Annotated in this window: 17 protein-coding genes; 9 read left to right on the forward strand and 8 right to left on the reverse strand. The window is 34.7% G+C overall.

Annotated elements, in window-relative coordinates; all coding sequences use genetic code 11:
- Positions 1-652: 652 nt before the first annotated feature.
- The 3 genes from NE363_RS11820 (at position 653) to NE363_RS11830 (ending at position 2,919) form a co-directional block, all read left to right on the forward strand.
- Positions 653-1,900, forward strand: a complete 1,248-nt coding sequence (locus NE363_RS11820; protein ID WP_445535128.1) for a serine hydrolase — start codon at positions 653-655, stop codon at positions 1,898-1,900.
- Between the two features lie 129 nt (positions 1,901-2,029).
- Positions 2,030-2,374, forward strand: a complete 345-nt coding sequence (locus tag NE363_RS11825) for a hypothetical protein (protein WP_445535129.1) — start codon at positions 2,030-2,032, stop codon at positions 2,372-2,374.
- Positions 2,375-2,490: 116 nt separating this feature from the next.
- Complete coding sequence (locus NE363_RS11830) at positions 2,491-2,919, forward strand: GNAT family N-acetyltransferase (protein WP_445535130.1); 429 nt, start codon at positions 2,491-2,493, stop codon at positions 2,917-2,919.
- A gap of 96 nt (positions 2,920-3,015) precedes the next feature.
- On the opposite strand, the gene NE363_RS11835 is transcribed toward NE363_RS11830, so the two are convergent.
- The 3 genes from NE363_RS11835 to NE363_RS11845 form a co-directional block, all read right to left on the reverse strand.
- Positions 3,016-3,474, reverse strand: coding sequence for a hypothetical protein (locus NE363_RS11835; RefSeq protein ID WP_151741694.1), 459 nt, complete (start codon positions 3,472-3,474; stop codon positions 3,016-3,018).
- 251 nt (positions 3,475-3,725) lie between these two features.
- Positions 3,726-3,920 (reverse strand): hypothetical protein, encoded by a 195-nt coding sequence (locus NE363_RS11840; protein WP_288421437.1) that lies wholly within the window; start codon positions 3,918-3,920, stop codon positions 3,726-3,728.
- A gap of 157 nt (positions 3,921-4,077) precedes the next feature.
- A complete protein-coding gene (locus tag NE363_RS11845) occupies positions 4,078-5,028 on the reverse strand; it encodes a 3-hydroxyacyl-CoA dehydrogenase NAD-binding domain-containing protein (RefSeq protein WP_445535131.1) in 951 nt (316 codons plus the stop codon).
- Between the two features lie 257 nt (positions 5,029-5,285).
- On the opposite strand from NE363_RS11845, the gene NE363_RS11850 reads away from it, so the two are divergent.
- Positions 5,286-5,984: a DUF1826 domain-containing protein gene (locus tag NE363_RS11850; RefSeq protein ID WP_445535132.1), complete on the forward strand. Its 699-nt coding sequence runs from the start codon at positions 5,286-5,288 to the stop codon at positions 5,982-5,984.
- 94 nt (positions 5,985-6,078) lie between these two features.
- Here the strand turns inward: NE363_RS11850 and NE363_RS11855 are convergent, their stop codons facing one another.
- Positions 6,079-6,942 carry a hypothetical protein gene (locus NE363_RS11855; protein WP_445535133.1) on the reverse strand — a complete coding sequence of 288 codons (864 nt, stop codon included), beginning with the start codon at positions 6,940-6,942 and terminating at the stop codon, positions 6,079-6,081.
- A gap of 321 nt (positions 6,943-7,263) precedes the next feature.
- Here NE363_RS11855 and NE363_RS11860 point away from each other — a divergent pair, with 321 nt between their 5' ends.
- The gene (locus NE363_RS11860; protein WP_039252003.1) at positions 7,264-7,836 is read left to right on the forward strand and encodes a TetR/AcrR family transcriptional regulator; all 573 of its coding nucleotides are present in this window, start codon (positions 7,264-7,266) and stop codon (positions 7,834-7,836) included.
- Positions 7,837-8,185: 349 nt separating this feature from the next.
- On the opposite strand, the gene NE363_RS11865 is transcribed toward NE363_RS11860, so the two are convergent.
- Entirely contained in the window at positions 8,186-8,398 is a 213-nt protein-coding gene (locus NE363_RS11865) for a cold-shock protein (RefSeq protein ID WP_002054492.1), read from the reverse strand.
- Between the two features lie 747 nt (positions 8,399-9,145).
- On the opposite strand from NE363_RS11865, the gene NE363_RS11870 reads away from it, so the two are divergent.
- A complete protein-coding gene (locus tag NE363_RS11870; protein ID WP_445535134.1) occupies positions 9,146-9,868 on the forward strand; it encodes a type 1 glutamine amidotransferase in 723 nt (240 codons plus the stop codon).
- Positions 9,869-10,083: 215 nt separating this feature from the next.
- On the opposite strand, the gene metC is transcribed toward NE363_RS11870, so the two are convergent.
- Together metC and NE363_RS11880 are read right to left on the reverse strand one after the other, a co-directional pair.
- Complete coding sequence (gene metC, locus NE363_RS11875) at positions 10,084-11,265, reverse strand: cystathionine beta-lyase (protein WP_445535135.1); 1,182 nt, start codon at positions 11,263-11,265, stop codon at positions 10,084-10,086.
- A 343-nt stretch (positions 11,266-11,608) separates the two neighbouring features.
- Positions 11,609-12,079: an Lrp/AsnC family transcriptional regulator gene (locus NE363_RS11880; protein WP_004702573.1), complete on the reverse strand. Its 471-nt coding sequence runs from the start codon at positions 12,077-12,079 to the stop codon at positions 11,609-11,611.
- A gap of 237 nt (positions 12,080-12,316) precedes the next feature.
- On the opposite strand from NE363_RS11880, the gene NE363_RS11885 reads away from it, so the two are divergent.
- Positions 12,317-12,637 (forward strand): pyrimidine/purine nucleoside phosphorylase, encoded by a 321-nt coding sequence (locus NE363_RS11885; protein WP_004702576.1) that lies wholly within the window; start codon positions 12,317-12,319, stop codon positions 12,635-12,637.
- A 121-nt stretch (positions 12,638-12,758) separates the two neighbouring features.
- On the opposite strand, the gene NE363_RS11890 is transcribed toward NE363_RS11885, so the two are convergent.
- Positions 12,759-13,463 (reverse strand): SDR family oxidoreductase, encoded by a 705-nt coding sequence (locus tag NE363_RS11890; protein WP_445535136.1) that lies wholly within the window; start codon positions 13,461-13,463, stop codon positions 12,759-12,761.
- A 315-nt stretch (positions 13,464-13,778) separates the two neighbouring features.
- Between NE363_RS11890 and NE363_RS11895 the strand changes: the two genes are divergently transcribed.
- On the forward strand, positions 13,779-14,597 hold the full coding sequence (locus NE363_RS11895; RefSeq protein ID WP_348902336.1) for an isocitrate lyase/PEP mutase family protein: 819 nt from the start codon (positions 13,779-13,781) through the stop codon (positions 14,595-14,597).
- A 49-nt stretch (positions 14,598-14,646) separates the two neighbouring features.
- On the forward strand, positions 14,647-15,231 hold the full coding sequence (locus NE363_RS11900; protein WP_198071354.1) for a GNAT family N-acetyltransferase: 585 nt from the start codon (positions 14,647-14,649) through the stop codon (positions 15,229-15,231).
- The last annotated feature ends 57 nt before the right edge of the window (positions 15,232-15,288 follow it).

A 15,288-nucleotide genomic window follows, 5' to 3' on the forward strand; every position in this document is an offset into this window, starting at 1 on the left:
AAGAAAAAAAGGCACAGCAAAGCCATAAAGACTGTGCTTGGCACATCTCAAGTTTTATTGTTGATACAAATTTTTGAGCCGTAATGACTTAAAGCCTAAAAACCCTAAAGGACATCAAGCTGTTTAAAGATGATTTAAGTGGTGTCGTTATAACTTTTGGCATCGAGAGCCAAGAAATAATGAATGTGCAAAGCCAACTCCTTCAATTGGGAGTTCTGCCAGACACTAAAATTATGGTGGCAGAACGGAAGAGGGTTCGCGGACTGGTTTCGACTCCAGCACACCCGAAGGTGTCCCTCTCCCGTCCTACCGCTACGGGAGGAGACGAGGAGATGCTCACACAAAACTATTCCTCAGAAGAAATAATCCTGATGTGGTCGAAAACAGCGGTCCGCGACGACCGACTGGCAATGTGGCCAGCAGGCAAAGGATAGTGTTCAAGCCTTTCACAGTCAAGCACACAAAATGACATTTGCTTTAAAATAAATCATTAAAAAGTAAGGGTAAATAATTTAATTTTATTATTAAATTAGGGTTTATAAAATCGAAGAAATTTATATAGATATATAAATTTTGATGCGTCAAAATGAATGCTTATTTTAAAACCATTTATAAAAAACTGTAGATGAGTCTAAATATAAGAGGACATTGAATGAAGAACTTTCTAACCAAGAAAATGTATACAACTAGAGCTTTATTTTTTGCTGTAGGCGTTATGGCTTTAAATGTTTCCCCTATTGTTATTTCTACTACTCATGCAGCGACAGAACAAAAAATGGATAATTTATCGACTAAGCTTTCATCAATTTTTGCAGATAAACCCGTAGAACCTGCTTTATTTAGTCCTCAATTTTTAGGACAAGTTTCCATAACACAAATTCAAAAAATCGTTGATGATTTAAAAGTCTCTTTAGGCTCTCTTAAAAGTATTAATATTTCTAATGGTTCAGGAACAATTGATTTCGAAAAAGGAGAATTACCTGTTTCAATTAGCTTAGATGAGCAAGGGCAAATTAGTACCCTTTGGTTTAGCGCGCCTCATTTTAAGACCGTAAGCCTAGACGAAATGGTTAAAGGACTACATGAAAACGCAGTCGGTAAAACCTCTCTTTTAGTTGTTGTAGATAACAGACCTGTGGTTGTTGAAAATGATAAAACCCCAATGGCCGTAGGCTCTACTTTTAAATTACTGGTTTTAAAAGCGTATGAAGATGCGATAAAAAAAGGTGAATTAAAAAGAGAAACTATAGTATCTTTAAAAGAAAAAAATCGATCATTGCCAACCGGAGTCCTACAAACCCTACCTGCTGGCACACCTGTAAATCTGGAACTTCTTGCGCAGTTAATGATTCAAATTAGTGATAATACTGCAACCGATAGTCTTATAGATGTATTAAAAAAGCCTCGTATAGAAGCGTTGTCACCTAGAAATATCCCGATGCTGACGACACGAGAACTATTTCAACTGATTGACCCAAGCAACGAAAAGCTAAAAAATAAGTTTAAAACAGGTACAAAGTCGGCTCGTTTAGAAGTGCTCTCTGAGCTAGACAAACTGCCACTACCAAGTGTGAGTAGCATTGGAAAATCGGCTACTTGGCAAGATGCTGAATGGTATATGTCAACCAATGAGATTTGTCCTCTGCTTGAAAGTGTTAAAGATGCCCCTGCTCTGAACAGTTCTTTAAATCCACTTTTTAAAAATTTAAATTGGCAAAAAATTGGTTTTAAAGGCGGTTCCGAATACGGGGTGATTAACTTTTCTGTGATTGGTAAAACTCAAAAAGGCCATAAAGTTTGTGCTGTATTTACCGCAAATGGAAATGAGCCACAGCCTGAATCAAAACTAGCAATATTATTTACAGGTATACTTCAAGCCGTTGATTCTATGAATCCTTAACTATAAAGGCCCATCATGACTAGAAGGCTTTTAGCAACGCCTTATGATGGGTTGATTTGGAGTTATACAGATACTCACGTACAGTCGTTTTTGAAGAATTTATTATTAAATAAATAGTTGGTGATGAAGATGCCATTAATTATACCCGTAGCGATTGATGAGGGTGCGCTAGAGGTTCTTTGGTATAGCCCTTTTGAAAATATTGAAGATATTATGCTCTGGTGGGAAGCACAAGAAAGCATTGATATATATAAATATAAAACTGACTTAGAAGCCGCTGAGGCTATTCTATCAAATGGCAAAATAGTGAGTGTTAAAACAGAAGAGCAATATGATCTTTACTATGCAATAAGTGCAAAAGCTGAAACTGTAACGCTCATGATCGACACTGACTACAACTCACGCTTATCCTACAAAGGAAAGAAATATTTTCATAAAGGAAAGCTTATTTTCCCTCCCCCTGATCTGACTTAATGTTGCTTTGGGAAATATATAAAATAATTAGATAACTGATTTGTCTTGTTTTATATTCTTTGGTCATCTTTAAAAATAAAGACCCAAAATTAAAGTTAACACGTATAGGAAACATAATGGACATTTCATTAAGACTTGCTAACGCTGCCGATCTCAAAGCTATAAACGAACGTTATACCGAGGTTGACTTTGTTCCATCACATGAAGATGAACTTATTGTACTCGCCTCTATTGGTAACAAAATTGTTGGGCAAGGTAGAGTTGTGTCTATTGATTCGAATAGTGGCGAACTTGGTGGAATTTACGTCTTTCCTGATAATGAAGGGTTAGGCATCGCCCGTAAAGTGGTCGATTTCTTAATTAAAAACTCGGATTTTTCTGTGCTTTACTGTCTACCTTTTGCAGAACTAGAAAGTTTTTACAGCTCGATGGGTTTTACTCCCGTGAAAGACATCGCTCAGGTTCCTCAAGCTGTAATCGAAAAACATGAGTGGTGTAATAGCAATTACGAAAAACCTGTTTTGCTTTTAGAAAGAAATAAATGAAATAACACCCATAAAAAAACCGCCCCAGAAGGCGGTCGCTGAGTATAAACCAGCAGGTATATAGAAGTATGGTGGACGAATACTTCTATATTCTTTTTATGAAGGAGTTTTCTCGGTTTTCAGAAAATCTTTCGATTTAAAATAGCTAATAATCATATCTGCATGCTGTTCTTTTTGAGGCGCAGCGACTACAGGGAGTGATTCTTTCGACATCTTAAATCCATGTGGAATGAGCTGTGAAATTGGCGGAAATTTAGGTTTTCCCCCTTCTGTAATCCGTTCAATAAAACTTGCCAACCAAAGTAAATACTCTCCTTCATTTTCAAACTTAGGCATTACACTTAAATCAACTTTGACTTTGCACTCACTAATCGGTTTAGTTAATTGCTCATCAAAATCGATGTAATTAAACTTAAGTTTAAACTCAGTCCCTTTAATGGCCTTACGTATCTGACTGATCAAACAATTCAGATTTTGTGTAAGGTCATTGGTGAATAAGTCGTCTTTTTGAATGTTCTTATAAACCTTTTCAGCCACGGCTAAATATTTTGGCATTTTTAACCTCCTCGATCTCAATTGTTATAAAGTTTTGATCTTAAAATGATTTATGGTTCTGATTATGATGAAACAAATGTAAAGGAGTGAAATGTTATTATTATTGAATGTAATTAGTTAAAGTGTTCTGTAAACCTTGCTAAACAATCACCTAAAAAAAGTATGGTTTTGATAACTCATCCACAATTTTTCTAAATTATTAAGATTTCTTGAAACATTTATTTTCAATTAAAATTTACCATTTGGTAAAATTAATAAGGCCGCATTTGCTGATCTCGTCTTACCAACCCCAAAACCGATCTACGAACCCTAATTTCTTCTTCAGAAAATGGCAAATGTTCTTTTAACTCATCTATAGAAAGCGAGTTATTTTCTATTAAAAAACAGTCTTGTTCAGTTTTCCAATGTGAAGCAGCCGATTCAGTTTGTTTGTAGTATCGTTTCATATACCTGAGTAAATTTATAACTTTAAAAGCTTAGGAATAGAGCAAGCTTTTTATAAGTTTTGAGCAGAAAGAAGAATAGGAATATTACCTAAATACGCCACAACAAAAAAGCCAAACATTGCAGTAAAACCTTGTTTGGCACTTCTAAAAAATGAGCTTAATCTAACTCTAACTGTAGTCTTAGCTTTAAAATATCGACTAGCCCTTTATCTCTTTTTTGAGATAGATCGACATGTTTATAGTGGTTTAAAAGCTCTTTTGTTTGTGCTTCTAGCACCTCTGTAGTTTCATCAGAATGCTGAAACGCCTGCATATCATTCCACCATTCGGCCATAGGTGGCCCTAAGTGATGAATTGCCTCTTTAAAACCCTTCTGGTTTGCAAGTTCCATATTTATATAAGGGCCAAATAATGCCCATCTCAGCCCTGGCCCACTGGTAATTGCGATATCAACATCTTCGACTGAACACACACCTTCTTTAACCAGTGAAAATGCTTCTCGCCATAATGCTGCTTGCAAACGGTTTGCAACATGACCTTTTACTTCTTTATTTAAAATAATCGGGTGCTTACCAATGCTCTGATAAAACTCGGCTGCGCGTCTTAAATACTGTGGGTCCGTTAATTTTCCACCGACTATTTCAACCAAAGGTAATAGATGAGGTGGGTTAAATGGATGACCTAAAAGTATACGCTCGGGATGAGTTGCCTCTTTTTGAAAGTCTGAAACTTTTAGGCCTGAAGAACTTGAGGCAATCAGCGTCTTTTCAGGACAATATGACGTGATATCTTGATATAACTTTTGCTTTAAATCTAAACGCTCTGGTGCATTTTCTTGAATAAAATCGATATCGGTTACGGCATCTTTTAAGTTGTTGTGAAGCTCTAGATTTGAAAGAACATCTTGTGAAGAATGGCTAGGCTGCGTTTGCAAATCTAAATCTCGTAAATCATTTAAATTTGCTTGTATTCTCTTTTTAAATAATTCTTCATCTATGGGGTATGGGTCATATACCTTTACCTTAAAGCCTTTATATAAAAATAATGCTGTCCAACTTGCGCCAATGACACCAACACCAACCACACCGATTGTTTTAATTTCTTCCATACTTTCCTCGCGATCCTATTACTTTTAAAAACTGTCCTTATTTCCTTACACGACTATAAAAATAGTCGACTTCTCATCTTGTCTTGGTGACTTAAAGCCATTTTATAATAGGCAAGCTGAACCCAAAGTTCATATCATTATTGTACTTTTCTTGCATTATATTCATTTTTTAACAGCTAAAATTGCGGCTAAAGATTGCAGCCCTAGAAGCGCTAAACGTGTATGATTGGCAGGGTTTTGAGCGATTTAAATTTCATATGACAAATAAATTTTCTGATCACAAGCAAGTTGAAGTGGTGTCTACTTTTGCTGAACTTGTAAATACACATTTTCAGGGAGATAAGAATGCTATTTGTTGGCACAGAAATTTGATGGGCGACTTTAAAGAAATTGTGACTAAACTTGAGTTAAAAGAAAATATTACCGAAATTTCTGCTGAAGACCTTTTAGCACTTGAGCTTTCAGAACAAGGTGTTTTGGCTCGAGACATTATTTTAAAAGACATGCAGCTTTTAACTGATATGGGTGCATCACCTGTACTTAATTTACTTAAACACTATGAACGTGATGAAGAACTAGATTTTATTTCAACAGATGTCTATTCGTTTCATGTTGATCGCTCACCTATAGAAACAGATACTTTTTTATGTACTTATCACGGTGCGGCTAGTGATATTGTGCCTAATGATCAGGTTGAACAAAAAGTTTTAATTCCCGAAATTAGAGAAAAACTCAAAGCATTACATGATGGGGCGGAAGCCGAATTTGAAAGTTTTTTAGCAGAGTATTTCTTTGATTTACATTATCAGCCTAAAGCCCATGCACAACCGATAAATTTGGGTACAGGTCACTTGTGGCGTTTGGCAGTAGATCATCCTACTCAAAAGGTTTTACCGTGTGTGCATAAAGCACCCGTTGAAAAAGAGGGAGAGTATCGATTGCTGTTAATTTGTTAGCTTATGCGTATAAGATTAAGATAAAACCACCAATAAAAAAGCCTACCCACTATTGGATAAGCTTTCGTGAAGCATTCAGAATGGAATATTAAGTTTATGCCAGTTTTTTGGTCTCCATAAAATCGACATAAGCAATTTGGGCATCCCAAAATTCATTCCATAAAGCACAGTACTCCATACATAGCTCGGTAAGACTTTCATAATCATCTTTGGTTATACCTTGAGCCAATGCAAACCACAAGTCATCTTCATGATCATCATCTGCTGCTTCTGATGTCTCGTCAGTCGATACACCATGTACATGGTAATAGCCACCACCCTCAACCTCAATTCCAACAGCCTTAGTCGCCTCACGTAACGGAGGACTAAAAAGAATGACTTCTTCTTCTGCAACCGCAAGCAATGCAACAACTTTAATATAACTATCGTATGAAGATTCTAAAAACCTTCTTACCTGATCTGCGATTTTTGAAGGATGGTATGATCTTCGATCCTGTTCATTTAGACCATAATCATTAAGTAAATCTTCATAAAGTGGATAATGTGCATATTCAGGATTACCCAAATAATAATTATCTTGGTCTGTTCCAGGTCTAAAACCAAATTCATCTAGTATATTTAAACTTAATAAAACACGTGGGAACATTTTAGCTCCAGAGTGTAATTTCGGTTCTAATTGCTTAGTCTGAAATTGAGCCATTAATAAAGCATCCGTAAATACTTGTACAATAGCGTGACGATATTCCAAATGAATTTTTGTTAAGGTAAATTTATCAAGCTGTCCGTTATTTAAAATTTCAATTGCTGGATGTGTACATACTGGTAATTTAGCGATTTTTTCTCTTAATTGTTTGAGAAATGCTAGATTTTCTTCCCACTGTTGTGAAGGAATACTATTCTTCATCCCCAGTAAAGCTTTTTGTCTTGGATTATTAAAATCTTCAAATTTTTTTGACATAATCATTCTCAATAACAAATTAATTCTTATAGTTAGGTTTTGAGTTCTCCATTATTTTAATTGCGCATTCATTTGCTACTCAATAAAATTGTATACTCATCCCTAAACAATTCGATATTAGGTTTATTATTTACACAAATCAATCCATGTTTTAATAAATTTTTTTAATAAATTAATTAACAATTGATAGCAAAAAATATTGTCATTTTTATTATTTCATCTGTTGTATTACGACAATCTTTTCAATATGATTGAAATTAACTTTTATAAGAGACCACTTTAAAAAGAAACGGAATTCAAAAGTTTACAATGGGGAAATTGATGTCAAAAAGAGACACTATTATAACAACAGCTATAGCCCTTTTTAATCAGAAAAGCTATAACGGCATTGGAATTGACAAAATTATTGCTGAATCTAATGTAGCAAAAATGACATTCTATAAATATTTTCCATCCAAGGAAAATTTAATAGAATCATGCCTTTACAAGAGAAATTCAGATATTCAGGCAGCTATATTAGAAAGAATCAATACTAAAGATTTGCCTTTAGTTCAGCTCAGGAGCTTATTTGATTGGTATATTGACTGGATTTATACCGACGATTTTAATGGCTGCTTATTTAAAAAGGCGACCATGGAAGTTGTACAAGTTTATCCTTCAGTAAAAAATCCTATTAACGACTATCGTGAATGGATCTATACGCTTGTTTTTTCAATATTAATTAAAGTTTATGTTGAGGATCCTGAAGCATTAACTACACTCTTTCTGAATATTCTTGATGGCATTATTATTGATGGCACAATTGATAAAGGTTTAGTTAATCGGGAAAAAACATGGTCTTATATTATTAAAATAATTGAGCTTGAAAAAACTGAAGCACGCATCGCTAGTTAAATTATATAAAAGAGATTTTTACATCAATTAAAAGATCTCTTTTAAAATTTCAGTTAACATCAAATTTATTAAAGCCTTATATTTACTCAATGTAATATAAGGTTTTATATACATCTTATATTATTCTAATACGATTAAGCGATTTTTTAAATTTCATGATGAGAAATCCTTGAGCTAATACGTTCAATTTAAAATTTTTCGTCAAACTATCTTTCTCTTCATCAAAAAGTCTTAGTACAAAGCATTCAGACAACACTTGATTAGAGTTTGGTGGGACTAAGATGAAATTATTTTTTTTAGTCAATAAAAAAGCCCTCAAATGAGGGCTTTTTCTATTCTACAGTACTAATTACTGAGGAATGATGTTTGTAGCGCTAGGGCCTTTTTGACCTTGCACAACATTAAAAGTCACGCGTTGACCTTCATGTAAAGTTTTGAAGCCAGAAGAAGCGATTTCTTTGAAGTGAGCAAAAACGTCTGGACCTGAATCTTGTTGGATAAAACCGAAACCTTTAGTTTCGTTGAACCACTTAACTGTACCAGTAGCTGTGTTGTTAGACATGATATACATCCTATTGATTTTTAAGAACTTGTGCCATGAGACATGACGGGTTTAACTTGGAAAAAATAACGAATTGAGCTTAAGATCTTAAAAACGGAGGATTATGAATAAAGCTTCGATACTAAAAGAGGATTTACTAAACTAATAAGTCTTTTTTCTAGTTGACTTCATTATACATCAAAAGAACACTTATTCAAGCAATTTATATAAATTAATTTACTGATTCTACAGCAAACATTCGCTTACATTTGTAAAAAACAATTACAATTTATTATATAAACAAATAGTAAATAATTTTCTATTTAATAGTTTAAAATTTTAAAACTATACTAAATGGAAATATAACTACAAATAATGAATAAAAAAACAGACTCATAGTCTTTATCAAATACAACAACTTACAATTTTTAAGTATATTTTTATATAATGTTAAAAATCATTATTACTTATTAATTTTTTGAATAAGCACATAAATAAAAATATTTAAGAAATTTATCTTTAAATCACAATTAAAACAAGAAAAATTAAATATATTTTAAAATTATTAAATAAATGAAATGATTATTTTTATTTTATATTCTTTTTTCAAATAATCGAATTAGCAACAACTGCAAAGAATATACCAAACTGGACCATATAACTTTGAAAAACTGGATGTGTTCACTAGCCCTTAAGCTTCATAACCTATCTTTGGCTTAGATCTAGCAATAAACCTATCTATACCTTCTTTAAATTTAGGGAACTATCATGCACCTACATTTTATTGTTCATGAAGATTTTGAAGCACCTGGTGCATATGAAATTTGGGGTCAAAATAATCACTGCAAAATGACATATTCAAGAGTGTATTTAAATGCCCCCTTACCTTCTACGGTTGAAGACATAGATTTCCTGATTGTGATGGGTGGTCCACAAAGTCCAGATACTACAGTTGAAATGTGTCCTCATTTTAATTCACTCGCTGAACAAGCTGTCATTAGGAAAGCTATCCAAGCAAACAAAGTCGTTTTAGGGGTATGTTTAGGTTCACAGCTCATTGGTGAAGCTTTAGGTGCCAAGTTTGAACATAGCCCTGAAAGAGAAATTGGTAAGTTTCCTATTATGCTGACAGAGTATGGTTTAAAAAATTCTCTATTTTCACACTTCGGAAAAATGACAGAAGTTGGTCACTGGCACAGTGATATGCCCGGGTTAACCAGCGATGCAAAAATTATTGCTTTTAGTGCAGGCTGTCCGCGACAAATCGTTGAATACTCAAAATTAGTTTATGGTTTGCAATGTCATATGGAACTAACGCCTGAAGTTGTTGAATTACTCATTCAACATTCAGCAACTGAACTCAATCAAGCTCATGATTATAAATTTGTTAATACCCGAGAAGAATTGAGGAGTCATGACTACCAAGAAATGAACCAAAACTTGTTTATTTTCCTAGATAAATTAAAAGATGAGTATTTAAAACTTCGCTAAGTGATGGCAAAGCCCTTTTAATAGGGCTTTCTTTCATAAAATTAGATGATCTATAAAGTTTAAATTCGCTTTTGCACCGACAGTAAACGAACATAATATCGCAGCAACAGAATCCCAATTAGTAGATGGTCGCTATACAATATCTAATAAAATAATAGCCCCTGTCACACATAAAGCGGCTGATGTGCCAAGTTAGCCTTTAGACTTTAAGATACCTATATAACACTTTCAACAAGCATTTGTTCTGCGCACTTTAGTGCATATTCCAAATCTTTTTGTAAATCGACCACCGATTCTAGTCCGATATTTAAACGTACTAAATAACCATCTTTAGGTAGATTCGTATGGGTTCGATAAGCTTGTCCAACAGGTAAAATCAGACTTTCAAATCCACCCCAAGACAAACCAATGTGAAATAATTGCAGCGAATCAAAGAATTTTTGCACATAAGAAGTTTCAGACTCTTTTAAATAAAAAGCAAATACTCCAGATGAACCATGAAAATCTCTCAGCCACAAATCATGATAGGGGCTTGTTTCTAAAGCAGGATGAAGCACTTCCTTAACAGCCGGATGTGTTGTTAGAAATTGCGCAATAGTTAGAGCACTATTTTGATGCTGTTTTAACCTTACCACCAAACTTCGCAAGCCACGTGATGCTAAATAAATGTCGTCTGGGCTTGTGGTCTCTCCAAACAAATGTCCAGTTTTCGTGAGTTGTTCGTATGTTTCAGCATTTGCAGTAGCCACGCCCATGAGTATGTCAGAATGGCCACCAATGTATTTGGTTACGGACTGAATAGAGATATCAGCACCATGCTTTAAGGGTTGAAAAAGTAACGGCGTTGCCCAAGAGTTATCGACTAATACTTTTGCGCCATATTGATGACTAATTGCAGAAATTGCCGCAACATCACTCAGTTCAAATGTCATTGAACCCGGTGATTCAATAAACACCACACTAGTACGATGATTAATTTTTTCAGTTAATGCCTCAAGGTTAGTAGAGTCAAAATATTCAACACTTACCCCCATTCTGGCTAATATATTGTCAGCAAAGTTTCGCGTTGGGCCATAGATGTTATCGGCAATCAAGACATGACTATTTGCTTCTACACAAGCCATAAGTGCATGTGTACATGCCGATAACCCAGATGGAAACACCATACTACCCGCACCACCCTCAAGCGCATTGATTGCACTTTCAAAAGATTTAGCTGTTGCAGCACCGAAACGGCCGTAATGTCGATACACCCCACCATTTCGTTTAAATTCTTCCCACTCACTAAAGCTATTTACAACAATAGTCGAACCACGAAAAACAGGTGTATTGACTAGACCATCAAAGCGCTCGGGTGTTCGTCCTAAATTAATGACATCTGTGCTGAATTGATTCACTTTTATATTCCAAGAAACGTATCAACTTTATTACCAATTCATGGTAGTGAGATTTCAATGGATATAAATTTTAATCTTTTCTATTTTTTATCTTTATATTAGATTTTTATTTCCTATTTTTACTTAAAATTAGAATTTTAATCCGGTATTTATTTCTTAGAGTAAAATATGATTTTATAGTGTCCTGTTTAGATCTGCTTGTTATTCGAACTTGCTGTTCTGAAAGGTACTTCTCACACTATTCTTCATCGATGATTTGCCTTAATTTGTACCGAACGTAAATAAGGTTTAGCTTCTAGCATTTTTGCTGGTCCTTAATTTTTAATAGTATTCGCAGTTTTTATTAGAAAAAATTTAAAGGAAGTTCTGTCGTATATTTAATTTGCTCCATGGCAAAACTAGAACTCACATCGGCCAATCCGTTAATTTCAATTAATTTTTTATAAACTTTATCGAACTCGGCAACATCCGATACAGCAACTTTAAGTAAATAATCTGTTTCACCTGCCATTCTATACACTTCAATCACTTCATCGATGCTATAGATATGAGAATGAAATTTTTGAATCCACTCAATATTGTGTTGTGCTGTTTTAATAAACACCATCACAATCACATTAATGTTGAGTTTTTTACGGTCTAGCAAAGCGACTTTTGCACGAATAATACCCTCTTCTTCCATCTTATGTATTCTGCGCCAACAAGCCGTGTTGCTTAATCCCACCTTTTCCGCAATATCACCTATTGCCAATGTGCAGTCCTTCTGTAGAAGATCTAATATTACACGGTCATATTTATCTAAATTTAACTTCATACCTTCAAGCTTCTCTGCACTATGTATTTGCAATAAATCAAATCAATGAACAATATATTAGATTGTTATTCTAATTTTAATAAAAAAATATTTACCTATGTTTTAAATGATCTCCGCGCATTCGAGACGCATTTATTTGTATTGTTCACTTAATAATCTATTTTTAAAGCTTGAAAGTTTAGATGAGCTTTTATTATTATCTTGTACATATTCGGTACAATAAAAGAGACAAGAAAAATGCCAAATCAATTTGATGCTGTTTCTATAACAAAAAAAGCGAATGTTCATTACGAAGGACACTCCATTAGTCATGTTATTGAACTTGAAGATGGTACAAAAAAGACTTTAGGAGTAATTCTTCCAACAGAAAAAGCTTTAACTTTTAAAACCCACGTTTCAGAACGCATTGAGATCATTTCAGGGAAATGTAGTGTTCAAATTGGCGATGATCCGGATACTAAAGTCTATTCCAGTGGTGAGTCTTTTAATGTTCCTGAAAATAGTAAATTTAAAATTATTACAGATGAAGTGATTGATTACGTCTGCCATTTAGAATGAATCAACATTACAAAGCCATACCTTTCATAGGATGTGATTTTCCTATGAATATTTTCATCTTTTGTTAAAACTAGACGAGATGAATTTTAAATTTTTAGTACCTAAGCATTTTTACAATTATCTATAAGCTTCCACCGCCATCAACATTAACAACTTGGCCGGTAATAAAACCTGCATGATCTGACAATAAAAAAGCGACTGCATGTGCAACATCTTGTGGAGTACCGATCCTTCCCAAAGGAATACTTTCTAATATTGCTTTTTCAGCTTCACTTCCAACGGGTCTGGTCTTTCTAAAAAGTTCCGTTTCAATTGGCCCCGGCGCAATACAGTTTACCGTTATTCCAAACTCAGCCAACTCAAGTGCCCAAGTTTTAGTACACCCGACCAAGGCACTTTTTGCTGCCGAGTACGCTGTCCGTTGTTTTGCTCCATAAATTGCCCTACTGCCAATATTAACAATTCGTCCAAAGCGCTGTGCTTTTAGTTGAGCAACAAAATGCTGAGTCACTTGTATAGCAGCTCTTACATTTAAGTTCCAAACTTCCTCTAACGCAAGAAAGGAAATCTGCCCTAAAGGTTGAGGTAAACTAATTCCTGAGTTATTTACGATTCCATGTATAACATGAGATTGAGAAATTAAAGCTAAAGTTTCTTCAGTCTGTTCTATATTAGATAGATCACAACTAAAAAGCTGTCCGCGAAAATCTATATTTTCAATGTTTCTAGCAATACCAATCACCTTATGTCCCTGCAAGGACAGTTCTTCGCTAATTGCTTTTCCAATACCTTTTGTAGCGCCTGTCACTAAATAAGTGTTTTTCATAGCGGATCCTTATTAAACATAAAAATAGTTTCTGGTTTGTTCTCCCCTGTTAACTACAAAAATAATAAAACACTCACTATGATTTTTTATGACGATAAACAGATTTATATAAATTCAAGAAAACTATAATCAATATCCCCAAAATGGACATGACTTTATTTTGATTTTCTTATTTGAAATGAAGAAGTGGTTGTATTTGTATACATTAAAAAGTTGTTATAGTCATTCGACTTGAGTTGGTCTTTCAATCTCTGAGTTTAAAGGCAAAATTGAGTGACTAAGTTTAAGTAAATACATTAAAAAGAGTACGAAATAATGAAAAATTCAGTCGATGAGAAAAGAAAAATTTTCCGCGATCTCCATAAAGACGGATGCTTTATTTTACCCAACCCTTGGGATGCAGGTAGTGCAAAAATACTCGAACAACTGGGCTATAAAGCACTGGCAACAACAAGCTCAGGTTCTGCATGGTCTTGCGGAAAGGCAGATGGTCAACTCGACCGAGATGAAACCTTGGCACATCTACGTTATATGGTTCAGTCCACTAACCTACCTATCAATGCTGACTTTGAAAGTGGCTTTTCAGATACAACTCAAGGCGTCATTGAAAATGTTCTAATGGCAATTGATACAGGTATAGCGGGTATTTCTATTGAAGATTCAACCGGAAATGGTGAAAAGCCGCTTCGTGGTATTCCTGACGCAGTTGAAAGAATACGAGCGGCTCGCGTAGCGATCGACCAAAGCGGAACTAACGTCATGCTTATTGGTCGTGCTGAAAACTTCTTTGTGGGTGTACCCGATTTAGAAGATACCATTAACAGGTTAAAAGCATATTCAGAAGCTGGTGCTGACTGCCTATATGCGCCTGGTATTAAAACTCGTGAACAAATCATCGCTGTGGTGAATGCCGTTTCACCAAAACCTGTAAACGTTTTAATTGGTTGGGATAGTGATTTAACGGCAGCAGAACTTGCAGACTTGGGTGTAAGACGTATTAGTCTTGGTGGAGCATTAGCTCGTTCAGCTTGGGATGGTTTTATTAAAACAGCAAGTGCGATTGCCGAGTCAGGCAATTTCCATTCACTCAATACTTCTGTTTCAAGTGGCGATCTTAATAGTCGATTTAAATAAGATTTGGATAAACGGCTTTATTTAGTACTTTTTAGCTAGGACCTCTGTTATGCCTTTAAACATAACTCTTTCAAGCCATCGTATACGACTACGCATATTAACTATTGAAGATTCAAGAGACTTAGTTACCGCTGCTTCCGATGGAGAACTATGGAACCTCCCTTTCACTGTAGTCCCTTCAGCAGAAACAGTAGATGACTATATTCAGCATGCACTAGAAGGTTACCAAGCGGGTACGGTTCTTCCTTTTGTAGTCGAAGATATTGCTACAGGAAAAATCATTGGGTCTACCAGATTTTGGAAAATAGATAGAAAAAATTTAAAGTTAGAAATTGGAAGTACTTGGTACTCAAAATCGTGGCAGCGAACATACGCAAATACAGAAGCAAAATATTTACTTCTTCAATATGCCTTTGAAGAGCTAAATTGCGTTAGAGTTCAGTTCACAACAGATGTACTCAATGAAAAATCCCAAAATGCGATTTTAAGAATCGGCGCCCAGAAAGAAGGTGTGGTTAGAAATGAGCGAATCATGCCTAATGGCAGAAAAAGAAATTCTGTCAGGTTCAGTATTATTGATGAAGAGTGGCCGAGCATAAAAGATAATCTAATTAAAAAGTTAAATTATTATTAATTTTTCCTACGGCTTTATCACCCACAACCATTGCAAATGAGTCTCATTTATATATAC

It is taken from the genome of Acinetobacter sp. G18, from assembly GCF_052660225.1.

What these genes read in the sequence shown, in the direction of transcription:
- NE363_RS11855 (WP_445535133.1), bottom strand. Translation starts at nt 6,942, where the DNA reads ATGTCAAAAAAATTTGAAGATTTTAATAATCCAAGACAAAAAGCTTTA.
- NE363_RS11825 (WP_445535129.1), top strand. Translation starts at nt 2,030, where the DNA reads ATGCCATTAATTATACCCGTAGCGATTGATGAGGGTGCGCTAGAGGTT.
- NE363_RS11850 (WP_445535132.1), top strand. Translation starts at nt 5,286, where the DNA reads ATGACAAATAAATTTTCTGATCACAAGCAAGTTGAAGTGGTGTCTACT.
- NE363_RS11835 (WP_151741694.1), bottom strand. Translation starts at nt 3,474, where the DNA reads ATGCCAAAATATTTAGCCGTGGCTGAAAAGGTTTATAAGAACATTCAA.
- NE363_RS11830 (WP_445535130.1), top strand. Translation starts at nt 2,491, where the DNA reads ATGGACATTTCATTAAGACTTGCTAACGCTGCCGATCTCAAAGCTATA.
- NE363_RS11840 (WP_288421437.1), bottom strand. Translation starts at nt 3,920, where the DNA reads ATGAAACGATACTACAAACAAACTGAATCGGCTGCTTCACATTGGAAA.
- NE363_RS11820 (WP_445535128.1), top strand. Translation starts at nt 653, where the DNA reads ATGAAGAACTTTCTAACCAAGAAAATGTATACAACTAGAGCTTTATTT.
- NE363_RS11895 (WP_348902336.1), top strand. Translation starts at nt 13,779, where the DNA reads ATGAAAAATTCAGTCGATGAGAAAAGAAAAATTTTCCGCGATCTCCAT.
- NE363_RS11860 (WP_039252003.1), top strand. Translation starts at nt 7,264, where the DNA reads ATGTCAAAAAGAGACACTATTATAACAACAGCTATAGCCCTTTTTAAT.
- NE363_RS11865 (WP_002054492.1), bottom strand. Translation starts at nt 8,398, where the DNA reads ATGTCTAACAACACAGCTACTGGTACAGTTAAGTGGTTCAACGAAACT.
- NE363_RS11870 (WP_445535134.1), top strand. Translation starts at nt 9,146, where the DNA reads ATGCACCTACATTTTATTGTTCATGAAGATTTTGAAGCACCTGGTGCA.
- NE363_RS11900 (WP_198071354.1), top strand. Translation starts at nt 14,647, where the DNA reads ATGCCTTTAAACATAACTCTTTCAAGCCATCGTATACGACTACGCATA.
- NE363_RS11890 (WP_445535136.1), bottom strand. Translation starts at nt 13,463, where the DNA reads ATGAAAAACACTTATTTAGTGACAGGCGCTACAAAAGGTATTGGAAAA.
- NE363_RS11880 (WP_004702573.1), bottom strand. Translation starts at nt 12,079, where the DNA reads ATGAAGTTAAATTTAGATAAATATGACCGTGTAATATTAGATCTTCTA.
- NE363_RS11845 (WP_445535131.1), bottom strand. Translation starts at nt 5,028, where the DNA reads ATGGAAGAAATTAAAACAATCGGTGTGGTTGGTGTTGGTGTCATTGGC.
- NE363_RS11885 (WP_004702576.1), top strand. Translation starts at nt 12,317, where the DNA reads ATGCCAAATCAATTTGATGCTGTTTCTATAACAAAAAAAGCGAATGTT.